The sequence below is a fragment of the Kocuria oceani genome (genome assembly GCF_029524215.1).
GTDB lineage: Bacteria > Actinomycetota > Actinomycetes > Actinomycetales > Micrococcaceae > Kocuria > Kocuria oceani.
Genome location: NZ_JARAMH010000014.1, coordinates 1 through 16,144, shown reverse-complemented (window position 1 = coordinate 16,144; position 16,144 = coordinate 1). Strand labels below are relative to the sequence as shown.

The window sequence follows — 16,144 nt, the reverse complement described above, 5'->3', positions numbered from 1 at the left end:
GGGCCGCCGGAGCGGACCCGGCCCCGCCGTCGTCACGCCCCCGGCCGGGCCGGGGTGCCGGCCACCCATCCGCTGCGCCACCGGCTCCGAATACTTCCACGAGACCGCCCCCACGACCAGAGGAAGTGATGTCATGGCCTTCGACATCGACCGCTTCGCCCACGAGTCCACCAGCGTGCACTGGGAGGACCTCAGGCTCGACGCGTTCCGCGAGGACCCGCTGCCCCCGGAGACGCTGCGCACCCTGCGCTACATGTGCGACGTCGAGTTCCACACCGTCTGCTACCTGCGGGACATGCTCGTCAGCCCGTCCCGCCGGGACCCCGAGGTCGCCACCTTCATGACCATCTGGAACCACGAGGAGTTCTGGCACGGCGAGGCCCTCGCCCACGTCCTGGACCTGCACGGGATCACCGTGACCTTCGACGAGGTCAAGGCCAAGCGCGTGAAGCTGGGCTGGCGGGACCGGATCAGCCCGGTGAAGCAGTCGCTGCTGTCCAACATCGTGGGCACGGACTTCGTCGCCGTGCACATGCTCTGGGGCGCGGTGAACGAGCGCTCGGCCGCCGCCGGCTACCGGCGGCTGGCCGCGCTGGAGGACCACCCCGTGCTCGCCCCGCTGGTCCGGCGCATCGCCGCGCAGGAGACCAAGCACATCGCCTTCTACACCACCCAGGCCCGGGCCCGGCTGCAGGACAACCCGCGGGCGCAGAAGCTGGCGCGCCTGGCGCTGCGCACCGCGTGGCAGCCGGTCGGCTCCGGCGTCTCGCCCGAGGAGGAGGTCACCCACGTGATGACCCATCTCTTCGCCGGGCCCGAGGGGCGCAAGGAGATCGAGGCCATCGACCGGCAGATCGCCAAGCTGCCCGGGATGGAGGGGCTCACCGTGGTCGCCGACGCCCTGGACGCCCGGGGCGTGCCGGCGTGAGCGACCCGACCGGGTTCGACGTGCGCGCCTACATGCGCGACCCGCTCCAGGTGCGCCCCACCGACCTCGACCTGCCCGCCCTGGGCGACCTGGACCCGGCCACCCTGGAGGCGCTCACCCGCCTGGAGGCCGCCGAGCGCGCCCTGCTGCACCGCATGCGGGACTTCCTGGTGACCCCCACCCATGCGGAGTCGAGGGTGACGGCCTTCCTCACCACCTGGGCCTACGAGCAGCACTGGCTCGTCCAGACCCTGGGAGCGGTCCTGGCCGCCAACGGCCGCGCCGCCGGGCAGGACCGGGCCACAGCCCTCGGGCGCCTGCGCCGCGCCCGGGACGAGCGCCTCGGCCCGGTGCTCGGCGCAATCGCCAGCAACCTCCTGGGCGCCGAGACCACCGCCGCCCAGATGCTCACCAGCCGGCTCGACACCGCGGTGCTCGCCGAGTCCTACCGCCGGCTGGGGGCGGCCGAACCGCGGCTGGCCGCCACGACCGGGGCCGTGGTGCGGCTCAAGGAACGCCACCTCGCGTTCTTCACCGCCGAGGCCCGGACCCGGCTCGCCGCCGGCCCGGGCGCGCGGCGGCTGGCGCGGATCGCGGTGTCCCGGTGGCAGTGGCCCGGCACCCGCTACACCGCCCGCAGGACGCGGACCCGCCCGGCCGCGGACCCGGAGGTCCGCGCCGCCCTGCTGGGGCTCCACCCGGAGCTCGGCCTCGGGCTGCACCCGGAGCGCGCAGCCGGTGCGGCGGCCCGGCGGGGACCGTACGGCACCCGGTCGGTGCGCACAGCGCTCGCCCGCATCACCCGCGGCTGAGCCCTCCCCGAGGGCATGCCCTCACGGGCGGGCGCCGAGCACCTTGGCGAAGGGCGAGGAGCCGTCACGGGCGTAGCCGTGGCGCTGCCAGAACCCGTGCAGGTCCTCGTGGCGCCGGGAGGGGATGACGATCTCCAAGGTGTGCGCCCCCATCTGCCGGGCCAGTTCCTCGCACCGGTCCAGCAGACGGGACCCGATCCGCTCGTCCCGGTGCTCCTCGTCCACGACCAGCGCCGTGACGCTCGCCCGCACCGCGTCCTCGGGCGTCTGCCGCGGGGACAGGTAGACGTGCGCGGCCCCGACCGGGATGTCGTGGAGCGTGGCGACCACGTGGTCCTCGGTCGCGGGCTCGGCCCGGAGTCGCGTGCGGATCCACTCGGGGTTGAGGCTGTACCCCACCTGGTCGGCGAGGTCCATGAGCAGGAACATGTCGGAGACCCGGGCCGGGCGCAGGACCACCTGCGCCGCCCGGTTCGCACCGGCAGGCTGTGGAATGGTCAAGACGCCCTCCTCACTCGTCGTGCAGAGCCCCGGGACGGCAGCCGCCCCGGATCTCCCCGGACGGTCCGGCCGCGAGATGTCGGATCATGACGGCCCGCTGGGCGCACCTTAGTTCGAAAAACGCAATGTCTCTTGACAAGAGTAGATCGCGCGCACCCCCTCTGGCCAGAGGTCGGGGGTCTTCGTGCGGGATCGGTGTCCGGCGGTGCGCGGGTCGTGGTGACTACACTGACAAGTGCACCGGTGCACCCGGCCCCGGGCTGCAGAGCGCAGCGCGGGACCGCTCCACACCGGCAGGTCAAGCAGACGGCCGGAGCGTTCGCCGCACCCGAAGGACTCCTCCATGCCTCGTCCCGCCCCCGACGCGCAGGTCTCGATCCCGCCGGACGTCCCCTCCGCGCCCGTGTCCCGCCGCGCGTGGGGGGCGGACGAGACGGCGCACCGGCGACCGGCCGTGCGCAAGCTCCGGTTCATCTCCCACGACCCGTCGGAGGGCGTCGAGGTCCTCGAGCGCGTCTATGCCGCCCGGGTCCGGGTGTCCCCGGGCAACCCCTTCTCCATGCACCAGGCCCTGGGGGCGGTGGAGCGGCTGAGCCTGGAGCGGGTGCGCCTCAGCGGCGCGCCCGCCGCGGCCCTGATCGACGCCCCGGGCACCCTGCGCGTCGCACGGGTGCTGGGCGGCCGGCTCGCCTTCACGGACGCCACGTCCACCGCGGCCGGCCCCAGCCCGTTCCTCTTCCCGGTGCGTTCCTACACCTGCCGGTGGGACGAACTGGACCTGCTGACGCTCTCCCTGGACCTGGCCGCCGTGGAGGCGCACGCGGCCGGCCTGCTGGACGCCGAGGACTTCCGCCTGCGCTTCACGGCCGCCGAACCGGTCAGCCCCGCCATGGCCAGGTACCTGACCGGGTCCGTGACCGCCCTGGGGCAGCACCAGCTGGGCAACGAGCAGGCCATGGCCAGCCCGCTCGTGCGCGCCGAGACGTTCCGGGCCCTGGCCACCGCGGTGCTGCACGCGTTCCCGAACAGCTTCCTCGAACGCTCGGCCGTGCCCGAGCCGGAGCGTGCGGCGCCCGCCGGAGTGCGCCGGGCGGTGTCGTTCATGGAGGAGCACGCCGCGGAGGACATCGGCCTGGGCGAGATCGCCCGTGCGGCCCGGATGAGCCCGCGAGGACTGCAGGCGGCCTTCCGCCGGGAGCTGTCCACCACCCCCCTGGCCCACCTGCGCACGCTGCGCCTCGAGGCGGTGCGCGCCGAGCTGCTGACCACGGACCCCGGGGCCGGCGCCACCGTGGCCGAGGTCGCCGGCCGGTGGGGCTTCAGCCATCCCGGGCGCTTCGCCGCCGCCTACCGGGAGCGGTTCGGCGAGAATCCCGCCGCCACTCTGCGCGGCTGAGAGCAGGACGGGTTCCCGCGCGCGGAACGGTCGACGCGGCCCGCGCCGAGGCGTAGCGTTTCAGGCATGAACTGCCAGGTGCGGCGTTCCGTGTTCAGCACCCGGGACCCGGCCGAGGGCGTCGCCGTGCTCGACGAGGTCTTCGCCATCCGGGACGTGCGCAGGGACCGGGACGGCCGGTTCTCGATGGACCTGTCCGAGACCGCGGTGGGCCCGGTGAGCTACGAGCGGGTCCGGCTCATGGGCTCCTCCACGACCGGGCGCACGGACGGGGCCGGGGTGCTGCGGGTGTGCCACGTGACGCAGGGTGCCGTCAGCGCCGTCAGCGCCGGCGACCGCTTTCCGCGGACCGGGCCCTTCCTGTTCCCCCAGCGCACGTACACCAGCTGGTGGGAGGACATCGAGGCCATGACGGTGGCCGTGGACCCCGCGGCGGCGGAGGCCCACGCACGGGGGCTGCTCGGGGACGAGACCTTCCGGCTCGCCTTCGCCGGGTCCCGCCCGGTCTCCGCGGCCATGTCCCGGTACTGGCTGGGCACCGTCGCCCACCTCGGCCGGAACCTGCTGGCCGACGACGAGGCGCTGACCAGCCCGCTCCTCCGGGCCGAGCTCACCCGCTCCCTCACCACCGCGCTGCTGCACACCTTCCCCGGCTCGTTCCTCGACCGGAGCCAGGCCCTGCCCGGGCAGTCCCGCGCCGCTCCGGCGGGGCTCCGGCGCGCGGTGGCCTACATCGACGAGCACGTGGACGCGGACATCGGCCTCGCCGAGATCGCCGCGGCCGCCGGGATGAGCGTGCGCGGGCTCCAGGCGGCCTTCCGGCGCGAACTGGACACCACCCCGACCGCCCATCTGCGCGCCGCCCGGCTGGACGCCGCACACCGGGACCTGGTCGCCGCCGACCCCAGCACCGGGGCGACCGTGGAGGTCGTCGCCGCGCGGTGGGGCTTCACCCACCGCGGGCGCTTCGCCGCCGCCTACCGGGACCGGTACGGGCGATCCCCGGCCGTCACGCTGCGCACCTGACCCCACGAGAGGACCAGAGGATGACACCCGCCACACCGGTGAGCCTGCACCTCGCGACCACCGATCCCGACACGGCCAACGAGGCGCTCCAGCAGGTCTACTCCCGCGCGCGGATGGGCACGGTCCGGGACCGGACGTCCTTCCTGTACAGCCAGGACGTGGACGGCGACTCCGACCTCAACCTGGGGCAGCTCACCTTCCGCGGCAGGATCGCCGGGCACATGGTCGTCGACGGCGCCTTCTCGGTCATGCTGCCGCGCGCCGGAGGAGTCAGCTGGCGGATCGACGGGCGGGCCGGAGGCGGACCGGGCCTGTTCCTGCTCCAGCCGGGACAGGAGTACTACGGCGAGGTGGACCGGCTGTCGGTCGCCTCGGTGAACCTCGGCCCGGAGACCCTGCGCCGCACGGCCCGGGACGTCCACGGCGACGAGTCGCTCGAGGTGGCCTTCGACGGCCCGCACCCGGTCTCCCCGGGGCGCGCCCGGTACTGGCGCAGCACCCACGAGTTCGTGTCACAGGCCCTGACCGACCCCGCCGTCGCCGCCGTCCCCCTGCTGCGCACCGACCTGCTCCGGAGGATGTCGGTGGCGACCCTGGAGACCTTCGCCTTCCTCGGCGACCCGCGCACCCGTCGCACCTCGACCACCGACCGGCAGTCCGCCTACCGGCGTGCCGTGGAGTACATGCGGGCGCAGCTGTCCTCGCCGATCACCGTGGAGGACGTCGCCCGCCACGCAGGCCTGAGCACGATCGAGCTCACCCGCGCCTTCCGCTCCCACACCGGGACGACGCCGGGGGGCTGTCTCCGCGAGCTGCGGCTCGCGGCGGCCCACCAGGACCTCCTGCAGGCGGACCCCGAGGCAGGCGACACGGTCCGGGCCATCGCCCTGCGCTGGGGGATGGTGCACTCCGGGGACTTCGCCCGCCGCCACCGGCAGGTCTACGGCGAGAGCCCGGTCGAGACGCTGCGCCGCTAGGTGTCCCGGGCCACCGCGCCGCGGCGGCACGGGACACCGGCAGGGTCCGGGATCCTAGAGCAGCGGCCAGGGGACCCGGCGCCCCGTGACGTCGACGGGCAGGACCGGACGCTCCAGCAGCCGGCACACCCGCTGCCGGAGCGCGGCGGCCTCCGGGGCGGTGAGCAGGTCGGCCAGCTCGTCCGGGACGGACTCCGCCAGGGGGGCGAGGGCCGCCAGCAGGCCCTCGGGGACCGGGTCGCCGCCGAAGTCCCACACCACCGTGCGCAGCTTGTAGCCGGCCGCGAAGCACAGGCCGTGGTCGATCCCCCACACCCGGCCGTCGGTCCCGCGCAGCACGTGCCCGCCCTTGCGGTCGGCGTTGTTCGCCACGACGTCGAAGAGGGCGATCCGGCGCAGCGCCTCGTGGCTGCCGGGGACGCCGTCGTACAGGGTGAAGTAGTGCGCCAGCGGATCGTGCTCCACGAACAGCTGCAGGGAGCCGACGCCGAACGGCCCGTCCTCGCGCAGCACGGTGGGCGGGACGATCCCCCAGCCCAGGATCTCGCTGAGCAGGTACGCGGCGCGCTCCCGCCGGTGCAGCCCCGGGGGGAAGTCGACCAGCGGCCGCTCCCCCTCCCGCGGCTTGTAGACGGCCCATGCGGAACGGTCCTCCAGGCACACCTGCACGAGCAGCGCGGAGTTGCTGCTGCCCCGGATCATCCCGAGCAGCTCCATCCGCCCCTCCGCGAGGAGCGCGAGCTCGCTCACCGGGACCTGCTCACGAGACCCTCAACCCGCTCAGCGGCTCGTGGGTGGAGTTGAGCGTGAGCACGGCCGGCGCCTGCCCCGGCGCGTAGGAGATCGCCGAGACCGAGCACGGGCTCACCACGATCCGCTGGAAGAGGTCCAGGTGCGTCCCGAGGGCGTGCGCGAGGACCGCCTTGATGGGGTCCGCGTGCGAGAAGCAGACCACGACCCCGCCCTCGTGCTCGGCGCGGGCCCGGTCGACGGCGCCCACCATCCGGGCCTGCATCTCGGGGAAGCTCTCCCCGCCGGGGAAGCGGAAGGTCGACGGCGCGCGCTGGACGGTCGACCAGGCCGTGAGCCGGGACAGCCGGGACAGCTCCGCCCCGGTCCACTCCCCGAAGTCGCACTCGAGCAGCCCGGGGTCCACGACGGCCGCCCGGCCGGTCCGGGCCTCGGTGGGCTCCGCCGTCTCCCGGGTGCGCTCGAGGGGGGACGTGAGCACCGCGTCGACGGGCACCCCCGCGAGCCGCTCGGCGACCTGCTCGGCCTGGGCCCGGCCGTGGTCGGACAGGTGCAGGCCGGGCGCCCGCCCCGGCAGGACCTTGCCGGTGGTGGGCGTCTCGCCGTGGCGCACGAGCAGCACGAGCGTGCTCCGGGGCCTCTTCCGCGTTGCCATGATGTACCAGCGTACCGATCGGGGCGGCGCTGACCAGAGGGTCCGGTGCCGAGGACCCCGGCCCCCCTTGACGCCGGGGTTAATGTGGCGCTGTGACTGATCGGACAGATCGACCCGACATCCGGACGCTCGGCGAGCTGCGCGCGGCCGGGCACTCCCCCCGGCCGCTGCGCCAGGAGATCCGGGAGAACCTGCTGAGGACGCTGGCGGAGGGCGGTGATCCCTGGCCGGGACTGCACGGGCTCGGGCGCACGGTCCTGCCCCAGCTGGAGCGGGCGCTGCTGGCCGGCCACGACGTCGTGCTGCTCGGAGAGCGCGGCCAGGGCAAGACGAGGCTGCTGCGCACGCTCGCCGGCCTGCTGGACGAGTGGTCGCCCGCCATCGAGGGCTCGGAGCTCAACGAGCACCCCGAGGAGCCCCTGACGGAGGAGTCCCGGCGGCGCGTGCTGCTCGAGGGCGACGAGCTGCCCGTCGTGTGGCGGCACCGCTCGGAGCGCTATGTGGAGAAGCTCGCGACCCCGGACACCTCCGTGGCCGACCTGATCGGTGACGTGGACCCGATGCGCGTGGCCGAGGGACGCCGGCTCGGGGACCCGGAGACCATCCACTACGGGCTCGTGCCGCGCGCCCACCGCGGCATCGTGGCGATCAACGAGCTGCCCGACCTCGCCGAGCGCATCCAGGTGGCCATGCTCAACGTGATGGAGGAGCGGGACATCCAGATCCGCGGGTACGTCCTGCGGCTGCCGCTGGACGTGCTGGTGGTGGCCACGGCCAACCCCGAGGACTACACGAACCGGGGCCGGATCATCACCCCGCTCAAGGACCGGTTCGGCGCCGAGATCCGCACCCACTACCCGCTGGAGCTGGCGGACGAGATCGCCGTCATCCGCCAGGAGGCGGAGCTGGTCGCGGAGGTCCCCGAGACGATCCTGGAGATCCTGGCCCGCTTCACGCGCCTGCTGCGGGATTCCTCCGCCGTCGACCAGCGCTCGGGGGTCTCGGCCCGGTTCGCCATCGCGGGCGCGGAGACGGTCGCGGCGGCGGCCCTGCGGCGGGCCACGGTGCGCCGCGAGGACGACGCCGTCGCGCGCATGGTCGACGTCGAGACGGCCACCGACGTCCTGGGCGGCAAGATCGAGTTCGAGTCCGGCGAGGAGGGCCGCGAGCGCGCGATCCTCGACCACCTGCTGCGCCGGGCGACCGCCGAGACCGTCCGGGACCGCTTCCGCGGCCTGGACCTCGGCCCGGTCGTGGAGGCCTTCGACGGCCGCACCACGGTCTCCACCGGCGACGACGTCTCGGCCCGGGACTTCCTCGCCGCTCTGCCCGAGCTGCCGGAGTCCGACGGGGACGGCGCGGTCTACGACCAGATCGCGGCCCGGCTCGGGGCCACCAGCGCCGGACAGCGCGCCAGCGCCGTCGAGCTGGCCCTCGAGGGGCTGTTCCTGGCCCAGAAGATCTCCAAGGACTCCGACGAGGACGGCACCATCTACGGCTGACCGCTCGCCGCGTCAGCGCCACGACACGTTAGGGGGCGTCATGCCCGCACACCACCGGTCATCGCGGTACGGACGGTACGCCGGAGGGCCGGACCCACTGGCCCCGCCGGTGGACCTCTCGGAGGCGCTGGCGGCCGTCTCGGAGGACGTCATGGCGGGGTACTCGCCGGAGGAGGCGATGCGGGAGTTCCTCCGCCGGGGCGGACGCGGCCGGGAGGGTCTCGACGACCTGTCCCGGCGCGTGCACCAGCGGCGGCGCGACCTGCTGAAGCAGCACCGCCTGGGCGGCACGCTCGACGAGGCGAAGCAGCTGCTGGAGAAGGCCCTGCGCCTGGAGCGGGAGCAGTTCCTGCGCGACGCCCGGATGGACCCGATGGACCGGTCCTTCCGCGAGATGCAGCTGGACGGGCTGCCCCGCTCCACGGCCGCGGCGGTCAGCGAGCTCGCCTCCTACGACTGGCAGTCCGACTCCGCGCGGGAGGCCTACGAGCAGATCAAGGACCTGCTCGGGCGCGAGATCCTGGACCAGCGCTTCGCCGGCATGAAACAGGCCCTGGAGAACGCCACCGACGCCGACCGGGAGGCGGTGGCCGAGATGTTGCGCGACCTCAACGAGCTGCTGGAGAAGCACGGGCGCGGCGAGGACACCGACGAGGACTTCCAGGACTTCATGGCCAAGCACGGCCAGCACTTCCCGGAGGACCCGCAGTCGGTCGACGAGCTGATCGACGCCCTGGCCCAGCGATCGGCGGCGGCCCAGCGGATGCTGAACTCCATGACCCCCGAGCAGCGCCAGGAGCTGATGCAGCTCTCGGCCCAGGCGTTCGGCTCCCCCGACCTCATGGCGCAGCTGGGCCAGCTCGACGCCAACCTGCAGGCGCTGCGCCCCGGCGAGGACTGGAACGGGTCGGAGCGCTTCCAGGGCGGGGAGGGCCTGGGTCTCGGCGACGGCACGGGGGTGCTGCAGGACATCGCCGAGCTCGACGCGCTGGCCGACGAGCTGTCCCAGCACCACGAGGGCGCGAACCTGGACGACCTCGACCTCGACGCGCTGGCCCGCCAGCTCGGCGACGACGCCGCAGTGTCCGCGCGGACCCTCGCCGAGCTGGAGCGGGCCATGCGGGAGAGCGGCTATCTGCAGCGGGACCAGGACGGGGACCTGCGCCTCTCGCCGCGGGCCGTGCGGCGGCTCGGGAAGTCGCTGCTGCGGGACACCGCCCAGCGGCTCTCCGGGCGGCCCGGCGCCCGGGACACCCGGCTGGCGGGCGCGGCCGGGGAGCCGACCGGCGCCACCCGGGAGTGGCAGTTCGGGGACGCGGAGCCCTGGAACGTCACCCGCACCCTCACCAACGCCATCACCCGGACGGTCGCCGAGGGCGGCGACGCCGGGCGGGGACTGCGGATCGACGTGCGTGACATCGAGGTGGCCGAGACCGAGGCGCGGACCCAGGCCGCCGTCGCGCTGCTCGTGGACACCTCGTTCTCGATGGCTGCCGAAGGACGCTGGGTGCCCATGAAGCGCACCTCCCTGGCGCTGCACCACCTGGTCTCGACCCGGTTCCGGGGGGACCGGCTCCAGCTCATCGGGTTCGGCCGCTACGCCCGGGACCTGCGGATCGAGGAGCTCACGTCCCTGCCGCCGCGGCGGGAGCAGGGCACCAACCTGCACCACGGGCTGCTGCTCGCCACCCGCTTCTTCCGCAAGCACCCCTCCGCCCAGCCCGTGCTGCTCGTCGTCACCGACGGCGAGCCCACGGCCCACCTGCTGCCCGACGGCGAGAGCTGGTTCTCCTGGCCGGCCGAGCCCGCCACCCTGCGCGCCACCGTCCAGGAGCTGGACCGGCTGGGCCGCCTGGGCGCCCAGACGACGTTCTTCCGGCTCGGCGACGACCCGGGGCTGGAGCGGTTCCTGCTGCGGATGGCCGAACGGGTGGACGGGCGGGTGGTCGCCCCGGATCCCGCGGACCTGGGTTCGGCCGTCCTGCAGGAGTACCTCGACGCCCGCTCCAAGGACGCCGACGACGCCGACCCGTGGGGGTAGGTGCGCACCGACCGGAAGCCTGAGGCTGTCCGGGAGGGATCGCCATGAGGGTGCTCGTGCTGGGCGGCACGTCCCCGGCACGTCCCGGGAGGTCGGGCTTCCGGGATCGGCCGGCCGCGGTCACCGGACCGCCGAGGAACCCCCCTCGCCCGGAGGCGTCCGGCCGGACCCGTCCGGGGCGGCGCTGCCGTCCGTGGCCGCCCTGGAGTGCTTGCCGTGGTGCTCGCCGTGGTCCTCGTGCCTGCCGTGCTCGGCCTCGTGCTGGCCGGGGGCGGCGTGGTCGGCCTCGTGCTCCCCCTTGCCGAAGGGCAGCAGCTCCCAGACCAGCACCAGGACGGCCCCCCAGACGAGGCCGAGGACCGCGGAGAAGAAGGTGTTCGTGAGCCAGGCGAGCGCCGCGCCGAGCCCGCCGGGCACGGCGCCGTGCACGAGCTCCTCGACGTGGTGCACGGCCTCGTAGGGCGGGTGCCAGCCCAGCTCGTCGAGGCCGACGAGGATGATGTGCCCACCCACCCAGAGCATGGCGGCGGTGCCCACCACCGAGATCACCGCGAGCAGCCCGGGCATGCCCTTGACCAGGCCGTGGCCGATCTTCTGGCTGGTCAAGGAGGACCGCTCGGCCAGGTGCAGACCGAAGTCGTCCATCCGGATGATCAGGGCCACCACGCCGTAGACCAGGACGGTGATGCCGATGGCCACCACCACGAGGATGGCCGCTCTGGAGAACAGCGGCTCGTCGGCGACCTCGTTGAGGGAGATCACCATGATCTCGGCGGAGAGGATCAGGTCGGTGCGCACCGCGCCGCCGACCATCGTGTCCTCCGCGCTCTTGCCCTTCTCGACCACAGGCGTCTTCGTCTTGGGCCCGTGGCCGGAGACCTTGGCCCAGATCTTCTCGGCGCCCTCGAAGCACAGGTAGCTGCCGCCGAGCATGAGGATGGGGGTCAGCAGCCACGGCGCGAACTGGCTCAGCAGAAGGATGGCCGGGAGGATGAAGACCAGCTTGTTGCGCAGCGAGCCCTTGGTGATGCGCCAGATGATGGGCAGCTCGCGCGCCGGGGTGACGTCCTGGACGTACTGCGGGGTCACAGCGGTGTCGTCGACGACGACGCCGGCCGCCTTCATGCTCGCCCGGCCCGCGGCCGCGCCGATGTCGTCCACGGAGGCGGCGGTGACGCGGGCCAGGGCGGCGACGTCGTCCAGCAGGGCCATCAGACCGCCGCTCATCGGAGGACCTCCGGCGCGGTCTCAACAGGGGCGGTCGGAGCCGCAGTGGTGATCAGCATGTTGACAGAGTAGGTCCTCGGAGGGCCGGATGCGCCCCCGGGAGCGTCCGGCGCCGGCACGAATTGCGGACGGCCCCGCCCGCACCCCGCACCCCTAATAGGTAGACTGGTCTAACCAGCTCCGAGGAGGTCGTTCCATGAGCACGGACCAGCACGCCGTGGACCGTCGTCAAGGATCCGCGCGGTCGCGGATCCTGCAGGCCGCAGCCGCGCGCTTCTACGCCGACGGCATCGCCGCCACCGGCATCGACGCGATCACCGCGTCGGCGGGGGTGGCCAAGATGAGCCTGTACAACAACTTCGCCTCCAAGGCGGCCCTGGTCGAGGCCTACGTCGAGGCCCGCCACGAGGAGTGGCTCCAGCTGTACCGGGCCCGCGTGCAGGACACCAGCACCCCGCAGGAGCGCGTCCTGGCGGTCTTCGACGCCTACGCCGACCACGCGGCGGCCGCCTACGAGCAAGGGTTCCGGGGTTGCGGGCTGCTCAACGCGGCCGCCGAGCTCTCCGCCGCGGACCCGGCGCGGACCGCCGTGCGCCGCCACAAGGAGCAGGTCGAGCAGCTCCTGCTCGACCCGCTGGGCGAACTGACCGACCCGGCCACCGCCCATCGGTTGGCGGAGCACCTGAGCTTCCTGCTGGAGGGCTCCATGGCCCGCGCCGGGCTCGAGGGCGAGCCGACCCGCCTGGTGCGTGCCCGCGCGATCGCCGCCGACCTGCTGGCCGCCCGGTGAGGGGCCGGGCCGGCGGCATCGCCGCGATCCTGGTGACCTCGGTCCTGTGGGGGACGACCGGGACCGCCGCGACCTTCGCCCCCGCGGCCGGGCCCCTGGCCATCGGCGCCGCCGCCCTGGGCATCGGCGGGCTCCTGCAGGCCGCCATCGCCCTGCCCGCCCTGCGCCGCGCCCAGCAGGCGCTGCGGACGCACGCGGGCCTGGTGGCGCTCGGCGCCGTCGCGGTGGCGATCTATCCTCTGGCGTTCTACAGCTCGATGCGCCTGGGTGGGGTCGCGATCGGCACGGTGGTCTCCCTGGCCTCCGCGCCGCTCGCCTCCGGCGTCCTGGAGCGGGTGATCGAACGCCTTCCGCTCAGCCGGTGGTGGAAGCTGGCCGCGCTCCTGGGCATCCTAGGCAGCGGCATGCTCTGCCTGGCGAGGGCCGGGGACTCGGCGGCCTCGGCTCCGGCCACCGCGGCGAGCATCGGGCTCGGCCTGGTCGCCGGCACGACCTATGCGCTCTACTCCTGGGTCGTGCACCGTCTCATGGGCCACGAGGTGGGCCGTGCGGCATCGATGGGCGCGGTCTTCGGCGCCGGCGGGGCGCTGCTGATGCCCGTCCTGCTGCTCACCGGCGCGCCCCTGCTCCACTCGGCGCAGGCGTTCACCGCCGCGGCCTACACGGCCCTGGTGCCGATGTTCCTGGGCTACTTCCTCTTCGGCCTCGGCCTCACCCGGGTGCGTCCGAGCACGGCGACCACCCTCACCCTCACCGAACCGGCTGTCGCCGCCGTGCTGGCCGTGCTCGTGGTGGGTGAGCGGCTGTCGGGTCTCGGCTGGACCGGGTTGACCGTCATCGGCGTCGCGCTGGTCGTCCTCGCCCTCACTCCGGCCAATGTCGAGGCCGACCCCGGTGCCCTCCGGCTCCGTCGAGGCGGTTCCGGCGCCGAGCGGGCCGACGACGTCCGGTCCCGTGCCGATCGGAACAGTGCCGATCGGAACAGTGGTGCCCTGCCCAGCGACGTCCTGTCCGGTGCCATGCCGACGGATGGCCACGGAACCGCGCCGGACAGCACGCACGTCGACAGCTCCACCGGGCCCACTGAGGTGATCACCCGGCGCCCGTGACGCGGGAGACGGTCACAGGACGCGCGGACGCTCCAGATCGAGCACGCGCCAGATGTGCTCACCCACCCTGGTGTCGCGCACCAGACCGGTCTCGCGGAAACCGAGACTGCCGTAGAGCCGCCGCGCAACGGCGTTGTGGGCGTAGACGCCCAGCGTCAGCACCGGCAGGTCCGAGATCCGGAACGCCTCGTGCACCGCGGCGGTCACGAACCGACGGCCCAGCCCGTGCCCCCGCAGCGCCGGATCGACGACGACGCAGCCCAACCGCATCCTGCCTGCCGCTTCGTCCACCAGCAGGGAGCCGTGCCCGGACATCTGCCCCGCGATCGCCGCGGAACCGGACCAGTAGAGCCGGCGCTCGTCCGACAGGTAGGCCTCGAGCTGCGCGCGGTCCAACGGCCAGGCGAAGGTTGGCCCGGACCACAGGAACATGTCGGTCTCGGTGGGGACCCAGGTGCGGAGCACCTCGAGATCCTCGGGGGTGGTCGGCCGCAGGTGCATGCGCTAATGCGGCCCTTCACAAATGAGCATGGGTAGCGGGGTGCGCGGGGACGTTCCGGAGCGCGTGTTGTGAGGCCTGGGTAGAGGTCGAGGCCTCCAGGATGGGTAGCGACCAAGCAACCTGATCCATGAAGGCCTCGACGTGTCTCATGCTATCTGCGCACCCGCGTGCGCGCTCTTCGACCTGACCGACGTCCACGTCCTGACGGTGGAACGCGGGCCACGCTCGTTCACCGTGGTGGCGGAAACCGCCTCATCGCTGGCGGGCTGCCCAGGATGCGGGGTGCTCGCCACCGGTCACGGCCGGCGGGAGGTCCTGCTCCACGATCTGCCGTGTGCCGGAGTGCCCGTGCGGGTGCTGTGGCGCAAGCGGATCCTCCGGTGCCGGGAGGATGCCTGCGAGATCTCGACGTTCAGCGAGGTCCACGAACTCGCCGCGCCACGGGCCAAGCTCACCACCCGCGCGATCGCCTGGGCGGTGACGCAGCTGCGCTCCCACGACATCGCAGTCTCGGCCCTGGCCGAGATGCTCGGGGTCGCCTGGAACACCGTCTGGCACGCGATCGTCCCCGTCATCGAGACCCAGCTGACAGCCGAGGACCGGCTGGCCGGGGTCAACGCCTTGGGCGTCGACGAGCACGTCTGGCGCCATGTGGGTCCGCCCGGCACCGGGCTGGTCACCGGCATCGTGGATCACTCCCGCGGTGAGGACGGCCGGCCCCGGGCGAGGTTGCTGGATCTGGTGCCCGGGCGCACGGGGGCGGCCTACGGCGACTGGCTTGCTACCCAGGGGCCGGGGTTCACGAGCGGGATCCGCACGGCGACGCTGGACCCGTTCCACGGCTACGCCAACGCGATCCGCGACGAGCTCCCGGAGGCGATCACCGTCCTGGACGCCTTCCACGTGGTGAAGCTCGGTGGGCAGGTCGTGGACGAGGTGCGTCGCCGCGTGCAGCAGGACACCCTCGGCCACCGAGGCCGGGCCGGGGACCCTCTCTACGGGATCCGCCGTACCTTGCAGATCGGCGCCGAGCACCTCACCGCCAAGCAGATCACCCGGCTCAACGCGAAGCTGGTGGCTGGGGACCCGCACCATGAGGTGACCCTGGCCTGGCACTGCTACCAGAAGCTGCGCGCCGTCTACCACGCCCGCCCCGAGCACGGGCGCCGGCTCGTCGCCGAGGTCCTCGATGCGTTCCCCACCTGCCCGATTCCGGAGGTCGCCCGGCTCGGCCGCACTCTGCGGCGGTGGAAGGCCGCGATCCTGGCCTACTTCGACACCGCCGGGGCCTCGAACGGGCCCACCGAGGCCGTGAACGGGGTGATCGAGACGATGCGCAGGGTCGCCCGCGGGTTCCGGAACTTCGAGAACTACCGTCTACGCGCCCTGCTCGCCGCCGGCGGACACCGGCCGTGGAGAAAGACACCTACCCATGCTCATTTGTGAAGGGCCGCTAATGCTAGGCCGGTCGGGCGCTTCTCCTGCGTCGCGTGCAGCCATGAGAAAAGGCCCCGCACCGGTGCTGGTGGGGGCCTGATGTGTGGGGAGCCCCCGCACCGGGTGGTGCGGGGGCTCGACCCTGGGTGTGGTCCGGCGGTGTCCTACTCTCCCACACCCTGGCGGGTGCAGTACCATCGGCGCTGTGGGTCTTAGCTTCCGGGTTCGGGATGGGACCGGGCGTTTCCCCCACGCTATGACCGCCGTAACTCTGTCTCCCCGCCGTGGTCCCTGGCCGGTGGGCCGGGGTGGGGGGGAAATCTGGTCACAGTGATGACTGTGGATGCAATTGTGCGGTTGGTGCAACCGTGACCCCGGCGGGGTTGTTGGTTGGGAGCCGTATAGTGGACGCGGTGTTCTGCGGTGTCCCCGGTGCCCCCGTGTGCCGGTTGCCCGGGGCGGGGGGTGGGGTGTGGGGTAAGTTGTCGGCG

15 protein-coding genes and 1 rRNA gene are annotated in these 16,144 nt (G+C 73.5%); 10 read left to right on the top strand and 6 right to left on the bottom strand.

What is annotated here, in order from left to right; genetic code table 11:
- The first annotated feature begins 133 nt into the window (after positions 1 to 133).
- Positions 134 to 928: a ferritin-like domain-containing protein gene (locus tag PU704_RS14440; protein ID WP_277551807.1), complete on the top strand. Its 795-nt coding sequence runs from the start codon at positions 134 to 136 to the stop codon at positions 926 to 928.
- The gene (locus tag PU704_RS14435) at positions 925 to 1,740 is read left to right on the top strand and encodes a hypothetical protein (protein ID WP_075871913.1); all 816 of its coding nucleotides are present in this window, start codon (positions 925 to 927) and stop codon (positions 1,738 to 1,740) included. Before PU704_RS14440 ends, PU704_RS14435 begins: the two co-directional genes overlap by 4 nt.
- Positions 1,741 to 1,761: 21 nt before the next feature.
- On the opposite strand, the gene PU704_RS14430 is transcribed toward PU704_RS14435, so the two are convergent.
- Positions 1,762 to 2,241 (bottom strand): GNAT family N-acetyltransferase, encoded by a 480-nt coding sequence (locus PU704_RS14430; protein WP_053004950.1) that lies wholly within the window; start codon positions 2,239 to 2,241, stop codon positions 1,762 to 1,764.
- 343 nt (positions 2,242 to 2,584) lie between these two features.
- On the opposite strand from PU704_RS14430, the gene PU704_RS14425 reads away from it, so the two are divergent.
- The 3 genes from PU704_RS14425 to PU704_RS14415 all read left to right on the top strand — a co-directional run bounded on the left by PU704_RS14425 (position 2,585) and on the right by PU704_RS14415 (position 5,640).
- The gene (locus tag PU704_RS14425) at positions 2,585 to 3,637 is read left to right on the top strand and encodes a helix-turn-helix transcriptional regulator (RefSeq protein WP_277551806.1); all 1,053 of its coding nucleotides are present in this window, start codon (positions 2,585 to 2,587) and stop codon (positions 3,635 to 3,637) included.
- Between the two features lie 66 nt (positions 3,638 to 3,703).
- Complete coding sequence (locus tag PU704_RS14420; RefSeq protein WP_082157428.1) at positions 3,704 to 4,663, top strand: AraC family transcriptional regulator; 960 nt, start codon at positions 3,704 to 3,706, stop codon at positions 4,661 to 4,663.
- Positions 4,664 to 4,683: 20 nt separating this feature from the next.
- Positions 4,684 to 5,640, top strand: coding sequence for a helix-turn-helix transcriptional regulator (locus PU704_RS14415; protein WP_277551805.1), 957 nt, complete (start codon positions 4,684 to 4,686; stop codon positions 5,638 to 5,640).
- Between the two features lie 54 nt (positions 5,641 to 5,694).
- On the opposite strand, the gene PU704_RS14410 is transcribed toward PU704_RS14415, so the two are convergent.
- Both PU704_RS14410 and PU704_RS14405 read right to left on the bottom strand, forming a co-directional pair.
- The gene (locus PU704_RS14410) at positions 5,695 to 6,390 is read right to left on the bottom strand and encodes an SCO1664 family protein (protein ID WP_238986049.1); all 696 of its coding nucleotides are present in this window, start codon (positions 6,388 to 6,390) and stop codon (positions 5,695 to 5,697) included.
- A 10-nt stretch (positions 6,391 to 6,400) separates the two neighbouring features.
- Positions 6,401 to 7,045: an MSMEG_4193 family putative phosphomutase gene (locus PU704_RS14405; protein ID WP_277551804.1), complete on the bottom strand. Its 645-nt coding sequence runs from the start codon at positions 7,043 to 7,045 to the stop codon at positions 6,401 to 6,403.
- Positions 7,046 to 7,137: 92 nt separating this feature from the next.
- Between PU704_RS14405 and PU704_RS14400 the strand changes: the two genes are divergently transcribed.
- Both PU704_RS14400 and PU704_RS14395 read left to right on the top strand, forming a co-directional pair.
- A complete protein-coding gene (locus tag PU704_RS14400) occupies positions 7,138 to 8,547 on the top strand; it encodes a sigma 54-interacting transcriptional regulator (RefSeq protein ID WP_047803814.1) in 1,410 nt (469 codons plus the stop codon).
- A 40-nt stretch (positions 8,548 to 8,587) separates the two neighbouring features.
- A complete protein-coding gene (locus PU704_RS14395; protein WP_277551803.1) occupies positions 8,588 to 10,588 on the top strand; it encodes a vWA domain-containing protein in 2,001 nt (666 codons plus the stop codon).
- A 120-nt stretch (positions 10,589 to 10,708) separates the two neighbouring features.
- On the opposite strand, the gene PU704_RS14390 is transcribed toward PU704_RS14395, so the two are convergent.
- Positions 10,709 to 11,815: a DUF808 domain-containing protein gene (locus tag PU704_RS14390; RefSeq protein WP_277551802.1), complete on the bottom strand. Its 1,107-nt coding sequence runs from the start codon at positions 11,813 to 11,815 to the stop codon at positions 10,709 to 10,711.
- A gap of 196 nt (positions 11,816 to 12,011) precedes the next feature.
- On the opposite strand from PU704_RS14390, the gene PU704_RS14385 reads away from it, so the two are divergent.
- Together PU704_RS14385 and PU704_RS14380 are read left to right on the top strand one after the other, a co-directional pair.
- On the top strand, positions 12,012 to 12,605 hold the full coding sequence (locus PU704_RS14385) for a TetR/AcrR family transcriptional regulator (protein WP_047803817.1): 594 nt from the start codon (positions 12,012 to 12,014) through the stop codon (positions 12,603 to 12,605).
- Positions 12,602 to 13,714: a DMT family transporter gene (locus PU704_RS14380; protein ID WP_338130234.1), complete on the top strand. Its 1,113-nt coding sequence runs from the start codon at positions 12,602 to 12,604 to the stop codon at positions 13,712 to 13,714. The genes PU704_RS14385 and PU704_RS14380 overlap by 4 nt, the downstream gene beginning before the upstream one ends.
- A gap of 12 nt (positions 13,715 to 13,726) precedes the next feature.
- Here PU704_RS14380 and PU704_RS14375 read toward each other — a convergent pair whose 3' ends face one another.
- On the bottom strand, positions 13,727 to 14,215 hold the full coding sequence (locus PU704_RS14375) for a GNAT family N-acetyltransferase (protein WP_053004954.1): 489 nt from the start codon (positions 14,213 to 14,215) through the stop codon (positions 13,727 to 13,729).
- A 121-nt stretch (positions 14,216 to 14,336) separates the two neighbouring features.
- On the opposite strand from PU704_RS14375, the gene PU704_RS14370 reads away from it, so the two are divergent.
- Positions 14,337 to 15,662, top strand: coding sequence for an ISL3 family transposase (locus PU704_RS14370; RefSeq protein WP_420871642.1), 1,326 nt, complete (start codon positions 14,337 to 14,339; stop codon positions 15,660 to 15,662).
- Between the two features lie 142 nt (positions 15,663 to 15,804).
- Here PU704_RS14370 and rrf read toward each other — a convergent pair.
- Positions 15,805 to 15,921: ribosomal RNA gene (rrf, locus tag PU704_RS14365) — 5S ribosomal RNA — on the bottom strand.
- Between the last annotated feature and the right edge of the window lie 223 nt (positions 15,922 to 16,144).